The 20898-nt window shown below is 60.7% G+C and carries 22 protein-coding genes; 4 read left to right on the top strand and 18 right to left on the bottom strand.

Annotated features, from left to right (window positions below; all coding sequences use genetic code 11):
• Positions 1-90: 90 nt before the first annotated feature.
• Complete coding sequence (locus BUC24_RS26990; RefSeq protein ID WP_178372558.1) at positions 91-264, bottom strand: hypothetical protein; 174 nt, start codon at positions 262-264, stop codon at positions 91-93.
• Positions 265-400: 136 nt separating this feature from the next.
• Here BUC24_RS26990 and BUC24_RS16695 point away from each other — a divergent pair, with 136 nt between their 5' ends.
• A complete protein-coding gene (locus BUC24_RS16695) occupies positions 401-958 on the top strand; it encodes an isochorismatase family protein (RefSeq protein ID WP_073218600.1) in 558 nt (185 codons plus the stop codon).
• Positions 955-1923, top strand: a complete 969-nt coding sequence (locus BUC24_RS16690) for a GlxA family transcriptional regulator (RefSeq protein ID WP_073218597.1) — start codon at positions 955-957, stop codon at positions 1921-1923. The genes BUC24_RS16695 and BUC24_RS16690 overlap by 4 nt, the downstream gene beginning before the upstream one ends.
• A gap of 6 nt (positions 1924-1929) precedes the next feature.
• On the opposite strand, the gene msrA is transcribed toward BUC24_RS16690, so the two are convergent.
• From msrA to BUC24_RS16675, 3 genes are all read right to left on the bottom strand, one after another.
• On the bottom strand, positions 1930-2436 hold the full coding sequence (gene msrA / locus BUC24_RS16685; protein ID WP_073218594.1) for a peptide-methionine (S)-S-oxide reductase MsrA: 507 nt from the start codon (positions 2434-2436) through the stop codon (positions 1930-1932).
• Between the two features lie 43 nt (positions 2437-2479).
• Positions 2480-2986: a hypothetical protein gene (locus BUC24_RS16680; RefSeq protein ID WP_073218591.1), complete on the bottom strand. Its 507-nt coding sequence runs from the start codon at positions 2984-2986 to the stop codon at positions 2480-2482.
• 130 nt (positions 2987-3116) lie between these two features.
• Complete coding sequence (locus BUC24_RS16675; protein WP_229448254.1) at positions 3117-4067, bottom strand: fasciclin domain-containing protein; 951 nt, start codon at positions 4065-4067, stop codon at positions 3117-3119.
• Positions 4068-4177: 110 nt separating this feature from the next.
• On the opposite strand from BUC24_RS16675, the gene BUC24_RS16670 reads away from it, so the two are divergent.
• The gene (locus BUC24_RS16670) at positions 4178-4912 is read left to right on the top strand and encodes a TetR/AcrR family transcriptional regulator (protein WP_083598957.1); all 735 of its coding nucleotides are present in this window, start codon (positions 4178-4180) and stop codon (positions 4910-4912) included.
• 9 nt (positions 4913-4921) lie between these two features.
• Here the strand turns inward: BUC24_RS16670 and kdpE are convergent, their stop codons facing one another.
• From kdpE to BUC24_RS16635, 8 genes are all read right to left on the bottom strand, one after another.
• The gene (kdpE, locus tag BUC24_RS16665) at positions 4922-5620 is read right to left on the bottom strand and encodes a two-component system response regulator KdpE (RefSeq protein WP_073218583.1); all 699 of its coding nucleotides are present in this window, start codon (positions 5618-5620) and stop codon (positions 4922-4924) included.
• Entirely contained in the window at positions 5613-8351 is a 2739-nt protein-coding gene (locus tag BUC24_RS16660) for a DUF4118 domain-containing protein (RefSeq protein WP_073218579.1), read from the bottom strand. The genes kdpE and BUC24_RS16660 overlap by 8 nt, the downstream gene beginning before the upstream one ends.
• Before the next feature lie 23 nt (positions 8352-8374).
• Complete coding sequence (gene kdpC, locus BUC24_RS16655; protein WP_073218576.1) at positions 8375-8959, bottom strand: potassium-transporting ATPase subunit KdpC; 585 nt, start codon at positions 8957-8959, stop codon at positions 8375-8377.
• Positions 8960-8978: 19 nt separating this feature from the next.
• On the bottom strand, positions 8979-11060 hold the full coding sequence (kdpB, locus tag BUC24_RS16650; RefSeq protein WP_073218573.1) for a potassium-transporting ATPase subunit KdpB: 2082 nt from the start codon (positions 11058-11060) through the stop codon (positions 8979-8981).
• Positions 11061-11081: 21 nt separating this feature from the next.
• Positions 11082-12887, bottom strand: a complete 1806-nt coding sequence (gene kdpA / locus BUC24_RS16645) for a potassium-transporting ATPase subunit KdpA (protein WP_073218570.1) — start codon at positions 12885-12887, stop codon at positions 11082-11084.
• Positions 12887-12976, bottom strand: coding sequence for a potassium-transporting ATPase subunit F (locus BUC24_RS16640; protein ID WP_073218569.1), 90 nt, complete (start codon positions 12974-12976; stop codon positions 12887-12889). Before BUC24_RS16640 ends, kdpA begins: the two co-directional genes overlap by 1 nt.
• A complete protein-coding gene (locus BUC24_RS27115) occupies positions 12973-13065 on the bottom strand; it encodes a potassium ABC transporter ATPase (protein ID WP_218606512.1) in 93 nt (30 codons plus the stop codon). The genes BUC24_RS16640 and BUC24_RS27115 overlap by 4 nt, the downstream gene beginning before the upstream one ends.
• A 121-nt stretch (positions 13066-13186) precedes the next feature.
• Positions 13187-13936 carry a TorF family putative porin gene (locus BUC24_RS16635; RefSeq protein WP_073218566.1) on the bottom strand — a complete coding sequence of 250 codons (750 nt, stop codon included), beginning with the start codon at positions 13934-13936 and terminating at the stop codon, positions 13187-13189.
• A 196-nt stretch (positions 13937-14132) separates the two neighbouring features.
• Between BUC24_RS16635 and BUC24_RS16630 the strand changes: the two genes are divergently transcribed.
• Positions 14133-15071, top strand: coding sequence for a cupin-like domain-containing protein (locus BUC24_RS16630; protein WP_073218563.1), 939 nt, complete (start codon positions 14133-14135; stop codon positions 15069-15071).
• On the opposite strand, the gene BUC24_RS16625 is transcribed toward BUC24_RS16630, so the two are convergent.
• From BUC24_RS16625 to BUC24_RS16605, 6 genes are all read right to left on the bottom strand, one after another.
• Positions 15068-15736 (bottom strand): DUF4253 domain-containing protein, encoded by a 669-nt coding sequence (locus BUC24_RS16625; RefSeq protein WP_073218560.1) that lies wholly within the window; start codon positions 15734-15736, stop codon positions 15068-15070. The two genes, BUC24_RS16630 and BUC24_RS16625, sit on opposite strands and share 4 nt — an antisense overlap.
• An 87-nt stretch (positions 15737-15823) precedes the next feature.
• Positions 15824-16036, bottom strand: a complete 213-nt coding sequence (locus tag BUC24_RS16620; RefSeq protein WP_073218558.1) for a hypothetical protein — start codon at positions 16034-16036, stop codon at positions 15824-15826.
• 139 nt (positions 16037-16175) lie between these two features.
• The gene (locus tag BUC24_RS16615; RefSeq protein ID WP_073218555.1) at positions 16176-18161 is read right to left on the bottom strand and encodes a TonB-dependent receptor; all 1986 of its coding nucleotides are present in this window, start codon (positions 18159-18161) and stop codon (positions 16176-16178) included.
• An 85-nt stretch (positions 18162-18246) separates the two neighbouring features.
• Positions 18247-18594, bottom strand: a complete 348-nt coding sequence (locus BUC24_RS26685; RefSeq protein WP_143167552.1) for a hypothetical protein — start codon at positions 18592-18594, stop codon at positions 18247-18249.
• A gap of 84 nt (positions 18595-18678) precedes the next feature.
• Complete coding sequence (locus BUC24_RS16610) at positions 18679-18939, bottom strand: hypothetical protein (protein ID WP_143167551.1); 261 nt, start codon at positions 18937-18939, stop codon at positions 18679-18681.
• Between the two features lie 200 nt (positions 18940-19139).
• Positions 19140-20888, bottom strand: a complete 1749-nt coding sequence (locus BUC24_RS16605; RefSeq protein WP_073218549.1) for a DUF885 domain-containing protein — start codon at positions 20886-20888, stop codon at positions 19140-19142.
• Positions 20889-20898: the final 10 nt, after the last annotated feature.

Here is a 20898-nt window from a genome sequence, read left to right as displayed (position 1 = left end):
CGTGGTACTCGATGCAAGGCAGGCGTCCGGCATGCGCTGCCTTGCTGAGCGAGTTGCCGGCGCGGCTGGACGCACTTCAGGCAAGCCGGGTCAGGGTGTCCAGGCCGTGCGCAAGGTGTTTCGAAACACGCTATTGAGCGCGGGTGCAACGTTGTCGCGGATGGCGCACGCAGGCGCGATATGCTCGAGTCGTTCGAGCTCGCTTTCGACGAAATCATGGATGCTGCGCACCGGCGGTTCCAGGCCCATTTCGGGGCGCCGCACGCTTCCTCCGATGCTTAGGCAATATCTGGTTCACGATGTCCTGAAATGATCGAAACTGGTCCGCCTGCGAGCGGCGCCATTGCACTTTGCCAGTCATCATAGAGGCCTTATACTTCACCTGAAAAGGAAATGCCTCATGAAAACCTGTCTGATTGTGATCGATGCTCAGGAATCCTTCCGCCACATGCCGTTCTCCTCGGAGCGCGACAGCGCTGCCTATCTGGAACACCAAAACGCCTTGATCGCGGGCTGCGAGGAACGCGGCATTCCCATCGTGCGCGTGCTGCATTCGGACGGCCCCGCCCAAGCAGATAATCCATTCGCCCGCGAATCGGGCATGGTCGTGCCGATCCAGGGGCTGCGCGCTTTCAGCCCTGCCGCCACGTATTACAAGCGCCGCCATAGTGCGCTGGTCGGTACCGGGCTCGATGTCTGGCTGACTGAACAAGGCATCGGCCGCCTGATCATCAGCGGCATCCGCACCGAACAGTGCTGCGAGACGACAACCCGCCATGCGTCCGACCTGGGCTGGAGCATCGATTACGTGACCGACGCCACCCACACTTACGATATGGCACAACCCGATGGGAGCCCCTTGAGCGCAGCCGCGATCAAGGCGCGCACAGCCACGGTGCTGAGCGGGCGCTTTGCCACCTTGTGCACGGTCGAGCAAGCTTTGGCGCGCGGCGCATGATCGACGTGCTGTTTCTGCTGCTGCCGGGCAGCCTGATCCTGGATTGGGCCGGTCCGGCCGAGGCGCTGCGTATTGCCAATGCCTTGATGGCGAAACAGGGAAAACCAGAACCGTTTGCCTTGCGCTTTTGCGCCCCGCGCGCGGATTCGGTCAGCTCGGTCGGGGTCCGTCTGGCCGAGCTGGAAATGTTACCCGCAACACTAGCTGCACGCCCCAGCTGGGTCGTGCTGGTGGGGCAGATGCACACGCCTGTGCCTGTCGATACGCCCGATAACCGCACCTTGCTCAACTGGCTGCGGCCATTGCGTCTGGCCTCGGGCCAGCTTGAACTGCTGACCATCTGCGCAGGTACCGTGCTGGCCGCGCATGCCGGCCTGCTGGCCGGGCGGCGCGTGACCACCCATCACCATCACCTCGATGAGCTCCAGAGCGTCGCCCCTGCGTGCGAGGTGGTTCGTAATCGCGTGTTCGTGGAAGACAGTCCGGTCTACAGCAGCGCCGGCGTGACGACCGGGATTGACTTGATTCTTCACCGCATCGAAGCCATTTGCGGGCCGGCGCTGGCAGCGCAGGTGGCGCAGACCATGGTGGTGGCGTTGCGGCGCGGCCCGCACGATCCGGAATTGTCGCCGTTTCTTGCATACCGCAACCATGTGCATCCGGCGCTGCACCGCGTGCAAGATGCGGTCAGCCAGTCGCCGCAATCGGATTGGTCGGTTCCCGGTATGGCGGCAGTGGCGCATACCTCGCCGCGCCATCTGACGCGCTTGTTTCTGGAATATGCGCAGATTGCGCCGTTACAGTATTTGCGGCGGATCCGCCTGGCCGTGGCGCAGACGGCGCTCGCTTCGGGCGACAGCGTCACGGCGGCGGCTGCCGCTGCCGGATTCAGCTCCGATACGCAGCTGCGCCGCGCATGGCAGCATTTCGCCGTGCCGGGGACGCCATCGCGGCCATCTGAATGAGGTGCCTCAGGCGCGCGCTTTCGACGGCAAGTGCCAGTCCTTGCGAATGAAATGGCAGGTGTAGCCTTGCGGATGCTTGACCAGGTAATCCTGATGGTTCTCTTCTGCTTCCCAAAACGGGCCGGAGGGCACCACCTCAGTGACCACCTTGCCTGGCCATAAACCGGAAGCGTCAACGTCTTCGATCGTTTCCAGTGCCGTCACACGCTGGGCTTCGCTGGTGGTGTAAATGGCAGAGCGGTAGCTGGTGCCCAGATCGTTGCCCTGTCGGTTGACTGTGCTTGGATCGTGAATCTGGAAGAAAAATTCAAGCAGCCTGCGGAAGCTGATGGTGTCTGGATCGAACACCAGTTCAATGGCTTCGGCATGGGTGCCATGATTTTTGTACGTTGCATTGGCCACGTCGCCGCCGGTGTAGCCTACGCGCGTGGAAATGATGCCTGGCATTTTGCGCAGCAAATCTTGCATGCCCCAGAAACATCCGCCTGCGAGGATTGCGGTTTCTTTTTTCATTGCGTGCTCTTTTTCGGTAGGTAGAAATCGATGGATCGGTCCACTATAGCGTATGGTGCGAAAGTTGGCTGAGCGTTGCCGCGTTTTCCTGGCGCGTGGCCAGCGCCACGATGGCCACGCCTGCCGCAACGACAAGCAAGTCTTCAATCAGTCCGCTTCTGGTTTGCCCCATGCTTTCCATGGCGCGCTTGCGCCCCGCGAGTGTGACGTAAGCCAGTGGCACGGCGGTCGCGACGGCAACAGCAGCGCCGGCGCGTTCGCGTCCCTGGGGTGCCAGTGCAGCGCCGGCAATCCCTGCGCTCATCACGCGGGCGAGCAAGCCCAGGAATACCGTGCGGTCCGGCGCGGTCTTCATTTTGTCGCCGAACAATTCACCGACGCCCATGGCCATGGCGCCATATTTGAAGACGGGCCGGTCCAGCAGCATCAATCGGCCGCTGGTCTGGCGGCCGATGAAGCGTGCGGTGGCGATGGTGGCCATCGGGGTCATGGAGCGGGCGCTGGCCACGGCGCCAATCAGGGCGGAAGAGAGCAGGCTGAGGATGTTCATCTGAAGGGACTCCTGTGCAATTGCATTCGTTGGAGATGCAACTCTAGCGAGCTCTTCAATGTGATGGCGCCACCGAGGCCTGGTGGCGTCGATGCGGGGCGCCTGCCGGCGCCTGCCGCATCGTTTCCGATTACAAAGCCGGGATCAGCACTTTATCAATCACGTGAATCACCCCGTTGCTGGCGCGCACATCAACAGCGACGATTTTGGCGGCCACCGAGGTGGTGTCCTTGATCGTGGGTGGCGTGCCGGTATTGATGGTGATGTTCTGACCGGCAACGGTGGCCACTGGTGTGCCAAACGGGATTTGCGTCGACAAGACCTGGCTGCCCAGCACGTGGTAAGTCAGCACCGTGGTCAGCTGTGGAATGGTCAGGTTCTGCGGCGCGGCGGCGAAGGCGGCGTTGGTGGGCGCAAACACGGTGAACGGACCGGTGCCGCTCAGTGTTCCTTGCAGGTTGGCAGCAACGACGGCGCTCACGAGCGAAGTGAATTGTGGATTGACCTGGGCCATCTGCACAATGTTCAGCACGCCTGGCGGCACCAATACTTTGTCGACGGCGTGAATCACGCCATTACTGGCTGGCACGTTGGCGGTGACAACGGTGGCGACTGTCAGCGCGGCATCGGTGATCTTGACGCCGTTGGTAAAATCAAAGCGCAGTTTTGCCGGGGCATTGGCGAAGGTGTATGCCGTGTCCTGGGTTGCGCCGCCGGCGATCAGGTCGGCTGCCAGCTTTTTCGAACCCAGGACGTGGTATGTCAAAATGCTTTGCAGGGCGCTCGCGGGCAGGGCGTTTACCATGGCAGTCGCGTCGGCAAAGCCGAGTTTTTTGGCCAGGTCGGTGAAGGCGGCGTCGGTCGGTGCGAATACGGTCAGTTGGGCGTTGGCGTTGGTGAAGGTGCTGCCGATCCCGGCCTTGGTGACGGCTGCGAGCAAGGCATTGAACCCTTGCGCTTTGGCGACGTCGGCGATATTTGGCTGAGGAACGACAGGATCATCATCGCCGCCGCACGCAGCTAAGGTGGCAATCATTGCGATGGCGGCCAGGCTTACTTTTATAAAGTTTCTAATTTGCATGTTATTTCTCCTGATTAAGCGATAGTGCGTTGCGGTAGCGCTACTTATTAGAAAAAATGCCACGTTAATGGCGCCGGGAAACACTCGCACGAGCTACAATTGACTGACCAATGCATTTCGTGACTAACGAGTCACGAAATATACTACATAGTTTACAGAAGTGCAAAAACGTTATGGAAATTCGAATTCCCTTTAAAAAACAGCAATTTGACGCACGTGAAGAAGCGATCATCGATGCTGTCAATACGCTTTTGTCCGAAAAAGGCTTCGATCTGATGACCATGGATGACGTGGCCGATCGGGTGGGTATTGCCAAGGGCAGCCTGTACAAGCACTTTTCATCGAAAGAGAAACTCGCTGGTGCCGCCATGGTCCGCCTGTTGAAATTGACGATGGCCGAGCTGGAGGCGTACCCGGACGCGCTGCCGGCAATCGAAAAGATTCAGCGCATTCTTGCCTGGTCCTTGCGCCTGCGCCTGCAGGGCGGGGTGCCGCACCTGCCGTCCACCAGCCGCACCTTGCAGCGCAACCTGATGCTCAATCTCGATTACGTTGCGGTGGCGTTGCGTGTCAACAAGCGCTTCTATCAGCTGGTGGCTGCGGCGCGCGCGCAAGGCGCTCTCAATCCTCTGGTGCCGGATGATGTGCTGGTGTACACCCTGTATTCGCGCGCCTGTGATCCGACCGTGGAGTTTCTGCTCAGGGATAATCGCTTGAGTCACGACCAAATTGTGGAGAGCATGGTGCAGGCGACCATTGGCGGTTTCTTGTCGCTGGAAGCGCGTACCGTTAGCGATGCGCGGAATGCAGACGCGGCCGAGATGATGAAGCCGGCGCTGCGATAAGGCGCGCCGTCAGGCGTCCGGCTGCAGCCGGTACCCAACCGCAGTCTCGGTCAGCAGATACTGTGGCTGGGTGGGATCGTCTTCCAGCTTGTGGCGCAAATGGCCCATGTAAATTCGCAGGTAGTGCCCGTTCTCGCTGTTGGAAGGGCCCCAGACAGCATTGAGCAGATGGGGATTGGTAACGACCTTGCCCATATTGGCCACCATCACGGCCAGCAAGCGAAACTCCGTGGGTGTCAGGTGCACCTTTTGCCCGCCCTTGGTCACGCGGCGGTCTTTCAGATTCACTGCCACGTCACCAAAATGCAGCTGGCCGTCCGCGTTGCTGCTGTCTTTTCGATGACGCCGCAAGGTCGCGCGCACGCGGGCCAGCAACTCGCCCGTGCCGAACGGCTTGGTCAGGTAATCGTCGGCGCCGGCGTCGAGGGTGCTGATCTTGTCGCTCTCGTTGACGCGGGCCGATAGCACAATGATTGGTACCCCCGACCATTTGCGTACGTCGCGAATAAAATCGATGCCGTCCCCGTCAGGTAATCCCAGGTCGAGAATGATCATGTCGGGCTTGCGCGTACCCGCTTCAATCAGCCCGCGCTGCAGTGTGACGGCCTCGTGCACCTGCCAGCCTTCCGCCTCGAGGGCGCTGCGCACAAAGCGGCGGATCTGCGGCTCGTCCTCGATCAGCAGGGCAATTGGCGCGGGGTCATTCATCAGCAGGATCCATTCGCGTGTGTTCGAGCTCGGGTATGACGGGCGGCGTTCCCAATGGGAGTGCGACGATAAAGGCGGCGCCGCCCTGGGGCAGGCGCTGCGCCTCGATCCGGCCGCCGTGGGCGTCGACAATCGCGCGGCAAATGGCCAGACCCAGCCCGACGCCAGGCTTGGCCGACTCACGTTCGCCGCGCGCAAATTTCTCGAACAAGGCATCCGGGTCGCCTGGCGGCAATCCCGGCCCGTCGTCGCTCACGGTGACGGTTGCCATTGTCGAGGACAGGCCGACGGCGATGCTGATTGTCGAGCCCGGCGGGGTGTATTTTGCGGCATTCTCCAGCAGGTTGCAGAGCACCCGTTCAAATAGCGTCGCGTCAAATTGCAGCAGTGGCAGATCGGGCGGCAGGTGGGTGCGCACGTGGTGCCCTGCCAGCGCGCCAGCACTGATCCGCAATGCGGTCCCCACCACTTCTTCCAGTGCCTGCCATTGCAGCTTGAACTGAATCTGCCCACTCTGAATGCGTGCCATGTCCAGCAAATTGGCGACCAGCGCGCTCATGCGCAGCGACTCGTCGTGCAAGCTATGGGCCAGATCCAGCTGTGGCGCAGTCAGTGGCGGCTGCGATGCGGCCAGCGATTCGGACAGTCCTACCAGGGACGTCAGCGGTGTGCGCAAGTCGTGCGACAACGCCGCCAGCAAGGAATTGCGCAAGCGCTCGGACTCCATGTTGACCAGCGCGCCCTGTGCCACTTCGATGTAGTGCACACGCTCAAGGGCAATGGCTGCCAGGGCCGCGAAGGTGTCGAGCTGCTGGCGCTGTTCCGGAATCAGAATCCAGTGGCGCGTCTCTGGTTCAATGGCCAGCACGCCCCTGGTGCGCATGGGCGCAACCAGTGGCAGATAGTAAATGCGGCTGGCCGGCAGCGTGTCGGTGCCCAATCCGGCTGCTTCGGCCCGTTCGAAGGCCCACTGCGCAATGCCCAGATCGGGCACAATCGGCGCACCCGGCCCGGACACGACGCTGGTGGATGGCTGGTGTAGCCGCCCGTGCGCATCGGGCACCAGCAGCGTGAGCCGTGCCCGGAAGGCGCTGCCCACAACGTTGCGGGTCGTGTCGACGATTTGTTCGGTCTGCAAGGCGCCGGACAGTTCACGCGCAAATTCATACAGGGCGCGCGCGCGCCGCTCGCGTTGCGCCGCAACCCGCGCCTGGAAACGCAGGCCGGCCGTCAAGTGCCCGGTGATCAGACCGACCACCAGCATCACGCCAAAGGTGACAATGTATTGCACATCGCTGACGGCAAAGGAAAAGCGCGGTGACACAAAAAAGAAGTCAAAGCTTGCCACGCATAAGCATGTGGCAAGCACGGACGGCCCGCGGCCGAAGCGCACGGCCACCAGTACCACCACCAGCAGAAACAGCATGGCGATATTCGGCAGGTCAAGATAGGGCTGCAGGGGAGTGGTCATGAGCGCCGTCGCCACGCTGGCGACGGCGGCCCACAGGTAAGCCCAACGGTGCCGATGGTTAGACCGATTGAACTGCTCGCCCAGGCCCGGCGCGCCTGGCTTGCCTGTTGCCGTGCTGTACGCGGCATCGCCAAACTCGATCAGGTCAATGTCCGGCGCATGCAGCGCCAGTGCGCGAATATGCGGATGCCGCCACGGCCAGGTACGGTGCCCGCGTCCCATGGTGATGCGCGACAGATTGTGGCTGCGTGCATAGTCGATCGCTGCCTGCGCGATGTCGTTGGCGGCAAGCACGGCAGTGCTGGCGCCCAAGTCTTGCGCCAGCTTCAAGGTGCGCAGAATTTGCTCGCGCCGCGCTGCGGGCAGGCGTTGCAGGGCTGGCGTTTCAATATAGATGGCATGCCAGCCGGTGCCCAGCTGGCTGGCCAGGCGCGCCGTGTTGCGCACCACGTGTTCGCAGTCGGTCCGCGGTCCCACCAGGGCCAGCAGTGCGGCGCCGGTCTTCCACAGCGTGTCAATCGATTGCTCGACGCGGTAGGCGCGGACATCGTCTTCGATCCGGTCGGCAGTACGGCGCAAGGCCAATTCGCGCAAGGCGATCAGATTGCCTTTGCGGAAAAAATGCAGCGAGGCGTGCGCTGCCTGCTGCGGCTGGTATACCTTGCCGCTTTTTAAACGCGCCAGCAATTCGTCGGCGGGCAAGTCGACCAGCACCACTTCCGCCGCGCCGTCGAACACGGTGTCAGGCACGGTTTCGGCAACCCGGATGCCCGTGATGCCGCCCACCACGTCGTTCAAACTGTCGAGGTGCTGCACGTTCACGGTGGTAAACACGTCGATGCCGCGTTCCAGCAACTCTTCGACGTCCTGCCAGCGCTTGGGGTGGCGCGAACCGGGCGCATTGGTATGGGCCAGTTCATCCATCAGAATCAGGGCAGGCTGGCGCGCCAGCGCCGCATCCAGATCGAACTCGGACAGCGTTTTGCCACGGTAGGCCACCGGTCTGAGCGGCAGCTGCGGCAGACCGTCCAGCAGGGCAGCGGTCTCACTGCGGCCATGGGTTTCGACCACACCTGCCAGCACAAATACCCCATCGGCGTGCAGTTTGCGCGCCGCTGCCAGCATGGCGTATGTCTTGCCAACCCCGGCCGAGGCGCCGAAGTAGACGCGCAGGCGGCCGCGCCCGGCCAGCCGCTGTTGCGCTTCCATCTGCGCAAGCAGGGCGTCGGGATCGGGGCGCTTGCCCTCAGGCGCAAGCATGTAATTGCCGTGTGGTCATGATATTAGCGAGTATGCGCAGTTTTCGCTTCCAGCGCCAGATTCAGCGCCAGTACGTTCACCCTGGCCTCGCCAAAAAAGCCGAAATATTGTGGCTCGGTGTGTTCTTTTACGAGCGTCAGTACGTCCGCCAAGGCCAGTTGGCGCACCCTGGCCACGCGGCCAGCCTGATACATCGCCCCGGCAACACTGATGTCCGGATCAAGACCGCTGGCCGACGTGGTGACCAGGTCGACGGGAATGGGCGCGCGATTATCGGGATCAACTGCTTTGAGCGCGGCAATGCGGCCCTGTACCGCCGCCAGCAGCGCCGGATTGGTCGGCCCTTGATTGGCGCCGCTGGAGGCGCTGGCGTTATTGGGCATGGGGCTGGTGGCCGATGGGCGCCCCCAGAAAAACTGGGGTGCGCTGAACGACTGGCCGATCAGGCGGGAACCGACTGGCACGCCCTGACGTGTGATCAGGCTGCCATTGGCGGGCGCGGCAAAGGCGGCCTGGGCAATGCCGGTCACGGCAGCAGGATAAATGCCGCAGCAAAGCAGCGTCAGCGCACCGAACAGCACCAGCGCAGGGCGGAACGTGGAAATCATGATGGTCCTTTGGGGCAGTTTAGACAAGGTGGAGCGCGGTCAGCAGCATGTCGATCAGTTTGATGCCGGCAAAGGGCAGCAGGATGCCGCCCAGGCCATACAGCAACAGGTTGCGGCGCAGCAGCGCGGCGGCACCAATCGCGCGGTATTGCACGCCTTTGAGTGCCAATGGAATGAGCACCACAATGATCAAGGCATTGAAGATCAGCGCCGCCATGATGGCCGAGGCCGGGCTGCTCAAGTGCATGACGTCGAGCGCCTCGAGCTGGGGGTAAGTGCCCACAAACGCAGCAGGAATAATGGCGAAGTACTTGGCGATATCATTCGAAATCGAAAACGTGGTCAGCGAGCCGCGGGTCATCAGCATCTGCTTGCCGATTTCCACGATCTCGAGCAGCTTGGTGGGATTGGAATCCAGGTCGACCATATTGCCCGCCTCCTTGGCAGCCTGGGTGCCTGAATTCATTGCCACGGCCACGTCGGCCTGGGCCAGCGCCGGCGCATCATTGGTGCCGTCACCTGTCATGGCGACCAGGCGCCCCTCGGCCTGGTAACTGCGAATCAAGGCCAGCTTGTCTTCGGGGGTGGCTTCGGCGAGGAAATCGTCAACGCCGGCCTCAGCCGCAATCGCAGCGGCGGTCAGCTTGTTATCGCCGGTAATCATGACCGTTTTGATGCCCATGCGCCGCAATTCGGCAAAGCGTTCCTTGATGCCACCCTTGACGATATCCTTCAGTTCCACCACGCCCATGACGCGGCCAGCGTCGACCACCACCAGCGGCGTACTGCCCGCCCTTGCCACCTTATCGACGACCTGGCCTACTTCGGATGGAAACACCTTGCCGAGGGCGATCACATACTTGCGCACCGAATCGGCAGCGCCCTTGCGCACTGCTCGGTCGCCAAGGTCGATGCCACTCATGCGGGTTTGCGCCGTGAACGGCACGAACTGCAGCGCAAGGCCGGCCATTTCGCGTTCGCGGATATTGAAGCGCTGCTTGGCCAGCACGGCAATGCTGCGGCCCTCGGGCGTCTCGTCCGCCAGCGAAGCGAGCTGCGCCGAATCGGCCAGTTGCTGTTCTGTCACCCCTGGGGCCGGCACAAAGCGCGAGGCCTGGCGGTTGCCCAGGGTGATAGTGCCTGTCTTGTCGAGCAACAGGACATCGACGTCGCCTGCCGCTTCCACTGCACGGCCGGAAGTGGCAATCACATTGGCCTGCATCATGCGACTCATGCCGGCCACGCCTATGGCCGACAGCAAGCCCCCGATGGTGGTGGGAATCAGGCACACGAGCAAGGCAATCAGCACTGTGATGGTGACGGGCGTGCCAACGCCGGCGGCGTCCACGGCGTACCAGGAGAACGGCAGCAGCGTCACCGTCACCACAAGAAAGACGATGGTCAAGGCCACCAGCAAAATGGTGAGGGCAATTTCGTTGGGCGTCTTTTGGCGGCGCGCGCCTTCGACCATGGCAATCATGCGGTCGAGGAAGGTTTGCCCGGGATCAACCGACACGCGCAGCACCAGCCAGTCAGAAAGAATGCGCGTGCCGCCAGTCACGGTATTGAAGTCGCCGCCGGACTCGCGGATCACGGGCGCCGATTCACCGGTGATGGCGCTTTCATCGACCGAGGCCACACCTTCCATGACTTCGGCATCAATCGGAATCACGTCGCCCGCTTCGACCAACAGGTAATGGCCCTTGCGCAAGTCGCTTGCCTGGGCGGGTAACCAGCTGGTGCCGTGCTGGGGCGCGGCCAATTTTTTGGCCATGACGGTTTGCTTGAGACTGCGCAGCGATGCCGCCTGGGCCTTGCTGCGGCCTTCGGCCAGTGCTTCGGCAAAGTTGGCAAACAAGACCGTGAACCACAGCCAGATCGCGGTGGCCAGAATGAAGCCGGCGGGCGCTTCGCCCTGCCCAAACTGGGCTTGCAGGTAGAGCAGGGTCGTGATGATGCTGCCGACATAGACCACGAACATGACCGGGCTGCGCAGTTGCGTGCGGGGCGATAATTTCCTGAACGCGTGAGCGACGGCGGGCACGATCAGGGCGGGATCGAACAGCGTCAGCTTGCTGCGTGACGTATTTGTTTCAGACATCGTGGACTCCTGGATCTTCGGTTAGTTGGCGAACAGCTGCAGATGCTCGATCACGGGGCCCAATGCCAGTGCGGGCACGTAATTGAGCACGCCAACCAGCACGACCACACCGATCAGCAGTCCGATGAACATGCCGCCGTGGGTCGGCATGGTGCCGGCATTTGCTTCCAGTCTTTGTTTGCCCGCGAGGGAACCGGCGACGGCCAGCACCGGCACGATCACGGCAAAGCGGCCGAACCACATGGCCATTGCGAGCAGGCTGTTGTAGAACGGCGTGTTGGCGGACAAGCCTGCGAAAGCGCTGCCATTGTTGTTGGCCGCCGAGCTGAAGGCATACAACACCTCGGAGAAACCATGGGCGCCGGGATTGGCCATGCCGCTCGTACCGGGGTTCAATACGACCGCAAGCGCCGTACCGGACAAGGCCAGAATCGGGGTTGCCAGGATCGCCAGCGACACCATCTTCATTTCATAGGCCTGGATTTTTTTGCCCAGATATTCCGGAGTGCGCCCGATCATCAGGCCGGCAATGAAGACAGCCAGGATGGCAAATACCAGCATGCCGTACAGACCGGAGCCAACGCCGCCAAACACCACTTCACCGAGTTGCATCAGTATCATCGGCATCATCCCGCCCAGCGGTGTGAAGGCGTCGTGCATGGCATTGACTGCGCCGCAGGAAGCCGCGGTAGTGACGGCCGCGAACAAGGCAGAAGCGCTGATACCAAAGCGGGTTTCCTTGCCCTCCATGTTGCCGCCCGCTTGCCAGGCGCTGGCGGCCTGGTCCACGCCCATGGCTGCCAGGCCAGGGTGTGCTTGCTGCTCGGCCACCATCACCACCGCCGTGGCCGCGACAAAGATCAGGCTCATCGCGCCCAGCACGGCCCAGCCCTGACGCAGGTCGCCGACCATGCGCCCAAAGGCAAAGCACAGCGCTGCGGGAATCAGGAAGATGGCCAGCATTTGCATGAAATTGACCAGCGCATTCGGGTTCTCGAAAGGATGGGCCGAATTGGCGTTGAAGAAGCCGCCACCGTTGGTGCCCAGCATTTTGATCGCTTCCTGCGAGGCGACGGGCCCGACGGCGATGGTTTGCTTTGTGGCCACCAGGGTCTCAGTCACAGCGGCGCCTTTGGCGTCCAGTACGGGCTTGCCATCGGCAGTGAGGACGGCTTGCGTGTAGGTCACGGGATCAATCAGCGTGACTTCCTGCGATGATACAAAGGTTTGCACCACGCCTTGCCCGGTCAAAAATACCGCGAACAGCAGCGATAGCGGCAGCAGCAAGTACAAGGTGGAACGGGTCAGATCGACCCAGAAGTTGCCGATCGACTTGACCGAGCGCGAACTGAAGCCGCGGATCAGCGCAAAGGCAACGGCAATGCCCGTGGCTGCCGAGAAGAAGTTCTGGCCAGTCAGGGCCAGCATCTGGCTCAGGTAGCTCATGGTTTGCTCGCCGCTGTAGCCTTGCCAGTTGGTATTGCTGACGAAACTGACGGCCGTGTTAAAGGCAGAATCGGGTGATACAGCGGGCAAGGCCTGGGGATTGAAAGGCAGTCGGTCTTGCAGTCGCTGAATGCCGTACACGAACAGCGCGCCGAAGCCATTAAAGACCAGCAGCGCGGTGGCATAGGCTTGCCAACCCATGCCGTGGCTTGGGTCGATGCCGGCGGCGCGGTAGAGCATTTTTTCCAGGCCTTGCAGCCAGCCGAAACCAGGCACGGATTTGTTGGCGCCGATATGTGCGACCAGAATGCCAAGCGGATAGGCGGCCAGTAGCAGTGTGCCCATGAATACGGTGAGTAACAGGATCGATTGGGCGCTCATTACAATTGCTCCGCTTTGAGGAGGGCGACAAGCAAATACACGAGCAGCGCGGCGGCTGCAGTGGCGCCAATGAAGTAAAAGAGGCTCATTGCTCGCCTCCGAGTTTGGCGCAGCCTTTGGCCAATGCCATGCTCAGCCCCGCGGCGAGCAATAGCCCGCCAATGAAAATGATGTCCATACCACCCTCTTTTTATGCGATGTTTGATGAAATCAAGCTTAGCCAATACGAACTAAAAATTTCGTAAAGACTTGGCGCTTCGCTGTAAACAAGCCGTAAACGTGTGTAAACAGGCCTTGCTTCAGAAGGTCTTTCCCAGGCCAAGTACCAGGGCGCGCTTGCCTGTAAATTTGCCGTTAATCGGAGATGCGTACGCGGTTTTGTTCGCATTGGTGCCGACCAGCGCCAGGGTGGCGGAGGCAAAACCCAAGTCGTGCGTCAGCCCGATCTTCCAGTCGCGGTAGCTGGCTGTTGGGTTGTGTTCGACGTTTTGAAGACCGGCGTGTAAATTGAGCACAGTGGTGGAGGTCATATCGATGTTCGCACCCAGGTCGATGTAGCTGCTGTTTTTGCTGTCGATAAAGCCGAACAGATTCGTCACGGCGTGCGCGTATTTGAGATAGGCCACACCGTAGCCAAGCTGGCCGTATATTTCGGTGGTGTCGGCACCGGCAAAGCCGGCGACATGTTGCAAGCCGTTGGAAGGATAGATATACGTCAGCGCACCAATGTCGTAGCTGATCGCGCCGCCCAGTTTGCCGCGCTGACCTGCATACAGGTCCAGTTCGACCTGTCCACCACCGCCGGCATCTTTGGTCCAGGTGATGCTTGACGCCCAAGCGCCAGCATAGACACCGCTGCTTGCGTTGTTGTAGTCGACGCCGCCCGACAAGGCCGGCCGCAGACGTGTTTGCGAGATGCCACGATAGCGGTAATCCGACGAGATGGCGGCATTCGCACTGAAGGCGTGCGCTGTGTTGTTTTCGTCCGCGTGGGCGTGCTTGGTTGCCAGCACCGCGAAGGTGATGATGGCAAGGATGGTCTTGTTCATTGGTGGGCTCTTGAATTGATGGTGGGATAAGGGGCGCTGGCCCGGCTGTCAAAATCGAAAAATCGATTCATCCAGCTTATCGATTGCCACGTAAAGATTTTCTAAAAAGACGGCGGCCCTTGGTAAACGCCGCGTAAAATCTGCAAGGGCTGCGCCCGTGGTATATGCTTGCAACTCAATTCAATGAAGTTAGTGTATGTCGCTGAAGAAGAATCCATCCAACCCGCCACCGGCAGGCAGTACGCTACCGCCTTTGGCGGCCTCACGTCCGATCTCGCCCGAAGATGTGATCGCCAAAAAAATCGCGCGTGATCAACGCGACGCACTGGTGCGCGGGGTGACGTCGATCGAAGCAATGCGGGAAGCCATCAAGCAAGCGGCGCGTTCGCTGCCGGCGATGACGGCCGTGCCCCGGATTGGCCGCATCGATGCGGCGACGTTTCGCGCGCGTGCGGCGCAAGGGCTGCCGTTTATTATCAGTGGCATGGCAAAGGGCTGGCCGCTCTGCGCATTGACGCCGCAAGCCTTACGTGAACGTTATTCCCACCTGCACGTGCGGGCCCGGGTAGGCGACTACATCAACACCGCATTCGCCCCTGACCGGGCGATGCAGGATATGTCAATGCTTGAATATCTCGAGCTGGTCGAGACCGGCGAGCATGATTTGCCGCCGTATCTGGGGAATCTGGAATTGCGCGAATTGAACAGCCTGTGCCACTGGCCGACGTACTTTGACAAAATGGGGCCGCCGCGTTTCTGGCTGGGGCCGTCGGGCACGGTCACGCCATTGCACTGCGATTATGACGACAATATCTTCGCGCAGATCTGGGGCACCAAGCGCATCTTCCTGGCACCGCCGCATCACGATGCATTCTTGTATCCCAGCGAAGCGAATGCGATTTTGTTCGGCTCACCGTTCGACCCGGAAGCGCCGGATTACGAGAAGTTTCCGCTGGCCCGGCAGGCAACGACGATTGAATGTATCGTCAATGCTGGTGACATGCTGTACGTGCCCGCGGGCTGGTATCACCAGGTGCGGGCGTTGACGTTTTCATTGTCGGCCAATCGCTGGGCGCGGGCGATGCCGCTGGCATTGAAGGGTGATCCAGCGTTGCAGCGATTGACGGACGCTTAATCCCACCAGAAGAACCACACCTTCGAATCGATCAGCCCCGCGGCCAGCGCTTCAATCGATTCGGTCCCCTGATCCACAATGTCGGGGCAGTACAGATACTGCTCTTTGGCCAGCTCGAGTGCCGCTTCCTTGGATGTGGGCGGCTTGGTGACCTGCATCTCGATCACATCACTGGTGACGCAGGCCACAGTGGCGCCGTATTTCTCACCCCAGTATTTAAACAGGGCCGCGTGCACGGGTGCGTCCGGGCATTCGTTCCAGCCACCGATGCGCAAATAGCACGGCACCATCCACACATAGGGCGCGGGAATGACAGCAATGTTCACCACCGGATAGGGCTGGCCGGTTAACACGTCACGGTGCGAAGACAGGCCATGGTCGTTGGCAGATTCCTCCCCCGGCCATTCGTCTTCTTCCATATCATAATATTCGGGGTCCTCCGCCTGCCGTTGGACGAACCAGTTGGCAGGATCGATCGTGCGTGCCACCGCGATCAATTCTTCCGCAGATTGGTCGGCATTGCCTTCGTACGCTTCCTTGATGCGGTCGAAACTGTCGGCATCGCCCAGGATGACGGGATGGCCGCCGCCGGCCTTTTGCAATGCGCTGAATTCGGCGAGTGCTTCGCTGCCGGCGACCTGGTGAATCTTGAATGGGAACGACATGCTGCCTCCAATTGAAATGCGCGTAAATATGAAGGCAACTTTATCATATTGATAATTGCTTGAGGAATTGCCGTATTCCTCTTAGGGCTATTGGCCAGGTGGCTTGCCCAGGCCCGCACCGCCAACCTCGTCCAGCGCCTTGCCAGTCGATTTAGCGGCGCCCTGTGGTGGCGGATCGTTGTAGTCCTTGTCATGCACGGCGCCAGGTTTGCCGACAACTTTTGCCTGCTCGCCTTTTACTGCCGGGTCCGCCGGATGGGTGGGAATCGTTGGGTTGGCTTTCTGCTCGTTTTGGGTCATGGCGTTCTCCTTTTTGCTGCGGCAATGTCGCCGACGCATTTATTTTAGTCACGCAAGTCAAAAGCGTGCGCAGCGTTGCCGGACGTAAAAAAGCCCTGCGGCGATCACTCGGCGCAGGGCAAACGGGAGAGCAGACGGATTAGAACTTAGCGCGCACGCCAAACACCAGGTTACGGCCTGGCAGTGGCGAAATGTCCTTGAGCACCGAGGTCGATGCGCGGATGTCTTCGTTAAGCAAGTTCTTCGCAATCAAGAACCAGGTCAGGTCGGTTTCGCCTGCATGCGTGGTGAAAGCCAGGTTGGCGTTGAGCTGGTTGTACGACGGCGTGCTGGTATTTTCAAAGGAGGCAAGACGATCTTGTTCCAGCGCGTGTATCAGCGACAGGCCGGCGCGCAATTCACCTTGACGGTAACCCACGCTGGCGCCAAAGCGCGTCGCAGGCTGCAACGGCAAGTTGCCGCCGCTGTCGAGCGAGCCGCGCGAGGTGTCGCCGAAGACGCGGCCGGACCAGCCCTGGCCGGTGTGATTGAAGGTCAGCTCTGCTTCTGCCCCATGCAGCTTGGCATCGGCTTGTTCGAAGATGCGCTGACGCAGTTCGTCGCCCGGGTTGCCTTCTTCGTCCACCAGGTTGCCGGTGATGTGGCCGTAAATGAAGTCCTTCACGTTGTTCTGGAACAGGTTCAATTTCCACTGAACCAGGCCGCTGTTCTTCTGCAACGTCAGCTCGATATTGCGCGAGGTTTCCTTTTTGAAGTCGGGATTGCCGACGTCAAAAGTCACGGTCGCATCGTGCGGGCCGGAGGAATACAGTTCTTCCGTGGCCGGCGCGCGCTGGGCGACCGAAGCGGTCACGCCAAAGGCGTAGCCTGGCATGAACGGCCACTGGCCGCCCAGCGAGTACGAACCCAGGTGGAAGCTGCGGTCCTGGCCGGTGACGGGCTCCCGCTTGACCGATTCCAGACGCGCGCCGGCGTTCACACGCACCACGCCGATGTCGGTTTCTTCTACCAGGAAACCCGCGGTGGAAGTGGAATGGGTCACTGGCACAGTGTCCGGTCCGCCTTCCGCGCTCAGTGCGGAGAAGTGGGTGTTTTCGGTTTGCATGCCGAAGGTGCCGTGCCAGCCGGCTAGTGGCTTGTGCGTCAGTTCCCAGCGCGATTCCAGCGAGCGATTCTTGAACAGGACTTCGGGGGCATTGTCTGCACCCAGTTCGGCATGCTCATAATCTGTGTAGCCGAGCTTGAACTTGAAGGTTTCAAAGCCGGCAAACGGGGTGTTGATCAGGTTGTCGATGTCGTAGCGGGTCTGCTTCTGATCAATCTTGGAACCTTCGTCACTGGGGATGCCGTACAGATTTTTCAGCGTCGACACCGACGCGCCGAAGTGGCCCCAGTCTTCAATCAAGGCGCCGCCGAAACCGCCGCTGCGCTGACGGGTATCGGAATGGGGCAGGCGGCCGCTGGCGGAAGCGGGATCGCCCAGCACGCGGTTGTCGGGGATCTTGTAGTCGTCGGTGTCGCGCACATTGGCGTCCACGTGCACGGCAATATGGCCAAAGGCGGCGTCGGCGGTGCCGGATGCGCCGCGGCCTTTGTCCACGCTGCTGTAACGTGCTTCGACCTGACCAATTGGCTTCGGTTCCAGCGCGGTGGGAATGCGTTCATTAACGACGTTGACCAGGCCGCCGATTGCGCCCGAGCCATACAGCAGTGCGGCAGGCCCGCGCAGAATTTCGATCTGCTGCGCAATGGCGCCTTCGGCAGCGACGGCATGGTCATTTGACAAGCCGGATACGTCGCTGACGGCCATGCCGTTTTCGAGCATCTTGACGCGGGCGCCTTCCAGACCGCGAATGATGGGCCGGGATGCGCCAGCGCCAAATGCAGAGGCGGAAACACCGAGTTCCTGCGACAACGTTTCGCCCAGCGAACTGCCGACCTTGTCGCGCAACTCGTCGCCCGACAAAATTTTGGCCGGTGTCAGGATCTGGTCGCCCTCGGTGTTTTTGAACGGGGAAGCCGTGACCACCACTTTGGCAATGGGTTCATCGGCGCTTTCCGCATGGGACAAAGGTGCGATGACAGACAGGATGGCGCTGGCAAGCAGCGTGCGTTGGAAATTCATGGAAACCTCAAACAATCAATAGTGACGTGCGAAACAGTTCAGACGACGCCAGGCGTGCATGCGAACTTTGGTGTGGGTGACGCTGTCAATATTGAGGTGGCGCGCGCGACTGGAATACGCACACGGTGGAGAGGCAGCGGGTTTGTGTTGCTGGCGTCAGTACGGCCAGCGGCACGGGATTCGTTGCCGCCAGTTCCCGTGAGGGACTGGCGAGCGCGGAGGAAAACTGTGCGTGCGCCAGGCAGTCGGCACAGCCGAGGTCCTGGAGCAACGCTTTTGTCGCCGTGCGCTGCACGGGCGAAAAATGGGTGACTGCGTGGGCGAACGCAGCGTGCTGCGACCATAGCAGCACAAAAGCGAGCAGCAAGCGGCGGATAACGCGCCGGTTGATGGCCGGGATCGCCGCAACAACATGTGTGCGTCGTGAAAACATGGATTACCTCAGACAAATAGCGGAACCGACCAAACCATGCATGGCGCGTGCGCGCATGCTGGCCTGATCAAGGAGCGAGCGTTGTCAGACTAGAGGCGGGGCGCGGGACTGGAAGACGCAGACTGTACGAACACAGTCAGTCGTGGGAATGGCAGCAATCTGATGCACGGCGGCGGTGTCCAGCGCTGGCAGCAGATAGCTTGGGCTGCCGATGGCCGACGCCATTTGTGCATACGTTAAACATTGAACACAGCCAGCATCGTCGGCGGTATTGTTCGACGTGCTGCTGTTGCCGCTGACCTGCACTTGCGCCGTCTGGTCCGCACTGCCGGTCCAATGGGACACGGCGTGACTCATCGCCGACTGCTGCGAGACGAGCAGCAGAAGCGATAACAGGACACGAAGGAACAGGTTGCGATTCATTGACAAATAAGCATGTCGTGATTTGAATTGCTCATATTTTAGTAGCAAACCGCATTGCTGTGCTGATTTGTTTGGCAAGCGCCCTCAGCAACAGCAATGTATGTATGGCGCGCGCGTGCCGCTTACTTGGCACGTTGGCGGGCAATCCACGCGTCGATGTGGGTCTCCAGCGCGCCCAGCGGAATGGAGCCGGTGCCCAGAATTTCATCGTGGAAGGCACGCAAGTCAAAGCGCGGGCCCAGGGCCGTGCTGGCGCGTTTGCGCAGTTCCGAAATCTTCAGCTGGCCGATTTTGTAGGCCAGTGCCTGGCCAGGCCAGCCGATGTAGCGGTCGATCTCATTGACGATGTCCTGCTCGGTTTTTGGCGCATTGGCCTTGAAGTAATCGATGGCTTGCTGCCGGCTCCAGCCTTTTGCGTGCATGCCGGTATCGACCACCAGGCGCACGGCACGCCACATTTCGTAGGTCAGCTGGCCAAACTTGTCGTATGGGTTGTCGTACAGTCCCATGTCGTAACCCAGTTGCTCGGCATACAGGCCCCAGCCCTCACCGTAGGCAACGAAATAGGCGGTTTTGCGGAACATTGGCAAGGCGTCCAGTTCCAGGCCGCGGGCAAACTGGAAATGGTGGCCAGGTACGGCTTCGTGCAGTGTCAGTGCCAGCATTTCCCAGGTGGGACGTACTTCCGGCTTGTACAGATTGACGTAGTAGAAGCCGGCGCGGGTGCCGTCCGCCGCTGCTGGCTGGTAATAGGCGGTGGTGGTGTCCGGCGCGATGTTGTCTGGAATGGCGCGCACGCCGTAGGTCAGGCGCGGCAAGACAGAAAACACCTTGACCAGTTCTGGATCGATGCGCTTGCTCATTGCCTGGTACGACAGCAGCAAGTCGGCGCCGTTCTTGTGGAAGAACTGCGGGTCGCTGCGCAGGAAGGTAAAGAATTGCTCCAGCGTGCCTTTGAAGCCGGTTTCGTTTTTCACCTCTTCCATGCGGGCGCGGATGCGCGCCACTTCCGCCAGACCGGTGGCGTGAATCGCGTCTGCGCTCAGGTCGGTTGTCGTGTAGTAAGAAGCGAGCAAGTCATAATAAGCCTTGCCATTGGGCAGGGCAGAGGCGGCAATGGTATTGCGCGACTTGGGCAAATAAGTGCTGTCGAAAAACTTCGACAGGCGTGCGTAGGCAGGCACGACCTGCTCGCCAATCACCCTGCCGGCCTGGCTGCGCAACGCTGATTTTTGTGCTTCGCTCAAGCTGTCCGGCATCTTGGTGAAGGGCTTGTAGAAAGCGCTTTCGAGCGGCTTGGCGCCAGCCTGGCGCGCGATCTGCTTGCTGACGCGCTGCATCAGGACGGCCGGCGGCATGATGCCTTCCTTGATCCCTTGCTGCATCAAAATAATGTTCTGATCGATCAGCGCCGGCAGCGCAGCCAGACGCACAAGCCAATCCTTGTAATCTTTTTCTGTACTGAAGGGCAGGACTTCGACCATGCCGTCCAGTGTCTGCACGCCGCCCGACATGCCAATGGGCTGCAAGTATTCGTGGAAGCGCTGGCGGGCCACGGACTGCTTGAGCTGCCACTCGAAGGTGTCGTAGTTGAGCTTGTCGATTTTGGACAGCGTCTTGCGATCAATCTTGTGCAGGCGAGCAAGCGCGTCGCGGTCCGCGGCATCGCGCTTGGCGATGGCTTGCAGGCTCATGTCCGACCAGCGGTCATTGAAGCGGGCATCGCCCTGGTAGCTGGCATTTTCGGGACTGTCACGCAGACCACGCTCCCACTCGTCCGCAAACAATTGGTGCAGGGCAGGGTGATCTTGCGGGGCTGCAAATACAGGGCTGGCGGCCAGGAAGGCCAGGGCTACTAAGACACGTCGCATGGTCGGGCTC

The sequence above is a fragment of the Massilia sp. CF038 genome (genome assembly GCF_900129765.1).
GTDB lineage: Bacteria > Pseudomonadota > Gammaproteobacteria > Burkholderiales > Burkholderiaceae_D > Telluria_A.
Note: the sequence above shows the minus strand (reverse complement) of the source record. Positions and strands in the feature narration are given on the sequence as shown.

What these genes read in the sequence shown, in the direction of transcription:
- kdpC (WP_073218576.1), bottom strand. Translation starts at nt 8,959, where the DNA reads ATGATTTCCACGTTCCGCCCTGCGCTGGTGCTGTTCGGTGCGCTGACG.
- BUC24_RS16630 (WP_073218563.1), top strand. Translation starts at nt 14,133, where the DNA reads ATGTCGCTGAAGAAGAATCCATCCAACCCGCCACCGGCAGGCAGTACG.
- BUC24_RS16680 (WP_073218591.1), bottom strand. Translation starts at nt 2,986, where the DNA reads ATGAACATCCTCAGCCTGCTCTCTTCCGCCCTGATTGGCGCCGTGGCC.
- BUC24_RS16695 (WP_073218600.1), top strand. Translation starts at nt 401, where the DNA reads ATGAAAACCTGTCTGATTGTGATCGATGCTCAGGAATCCTTCCGCCAC.
- BUC24_RS26685 (WP_143167552.1), bottom strand. Translation starts at nt 18,594, where the DNA reads ATGTTTTCACGACGCACACATGTTGTTGCGGCGATCCCGGCCATCAAC.
- kdpE (WP_073218583.1), bottom strand. Translation starts at nt 5,620, where the DNA reads ATGAATGACCCCGCGCCAATTGCCCTGCTGATCGAGGACGAGCCGCAG.
- BUC24_RS16675 (WP_229448254.1), bottom strand. Translation starts at nt 4,067, where the DNA reads ATGCAAATTAGAAACTTTATAAAAGTAAGCCTGGCCGCCATCGCAATG.
- BUC24_RS16625 (WP_073218560.1), bottom strand. Translation starts at nt 15,736, where the DNA reads ATGTCGTTCCCATTCAAGATTCACCAGGTCGCCGGCAGCGAAGCACTC.
- BUC24_RS16635 (WP_073218566.1), bottom strand. Translation starts at nt 13,936, where the DNA reads ATGAACAAGACCATCCTTGCCATCATCACCTTCGCGGTGCTGGCAACC.
- BUC24_RS16660 (WP_073218579.1), bottom strand. Translation starts at nt 8,351, where the DNA reads ATGCTTGCGCCTGAGGGCAAGCGCCCCGATCCCGACGCCCTGCTTGCG.
- kdpB (WP_073218573.1), bottom strand. Translation starts at nt 11,060, where the DNA reads ATGTCTGAAACAAATACGTCACGCAGCAAGCTGACGCTGTTCGATCCC.
- BUC24_RS16620 (WP_073218558.1), bottom strand. Translation starts at nt 16,036, where the DNA reads ATGACCCAAAACGAGCAGAAAGCCAACCCAACGATTCCCACCCATCCG.
- BUC24_RS16605 (WP_073218549.1), bottom strand. Translation starts at nt 20,888, where the DNA reads ATGCGACGTGTCTTAGTAGCCCTGGCCTTCCTGGCCGCCAGCCCTGTA.
- BUC24_RS16670 (WP_083598957.1), top strand. Translation starts at nt 4,178, where the DNA reads ATGCATTTCGTGACTAACGAGTCACGAAATATACTACATAGTTTACAG.
- BUC24_RS16615 (WP_073218555.1), bottom strand. Translation starts at nt 18,161, where the DNA reads ATGAATTTCCAACGCACGCTGCTTGCCAGCGCCATCCTGTCTGTCATC.
- BUC24_RS16690 (WP_073218597.1), top strand. Translation starts at nt 955, where the DNA reads ATGATCGACGTGCTGTTTCTGCTGCTGCCGGGCAGCCTGATCCTGGAT.
- BUC24_RS27115 (WP_218606512.1), bottom strand. Translation starts at nt 13,065, where the DNA reads ATGGACATCATTTTCATTGGCGGGCTATTGCTCGCCGCGGGGCTGAGC.
- msrA (WP_073218594.1), bottom strand. Translation starts at nt 2,436, where the DNA reads ATGAAAAAAGAAACCGCAATCCTCGCAGGCGGATGTTTCTGGGGCATG.
- kdpA (WP_073218570.1), bottom strand. Translation starts at nt 12,887, where the DNA reads ATGAGCGCCCAATCGATCCTGTTACTCACCGTATTCATGGGCACACTG.
- BUC24_RS16640 (WP_073218569.1), bottom strand. Translation starts at nt 12,976, where the DNA reads ATGAGCCTCTTTTACTTCATTGGCGCCACTGCAGCCGCCGCGCTGCTC.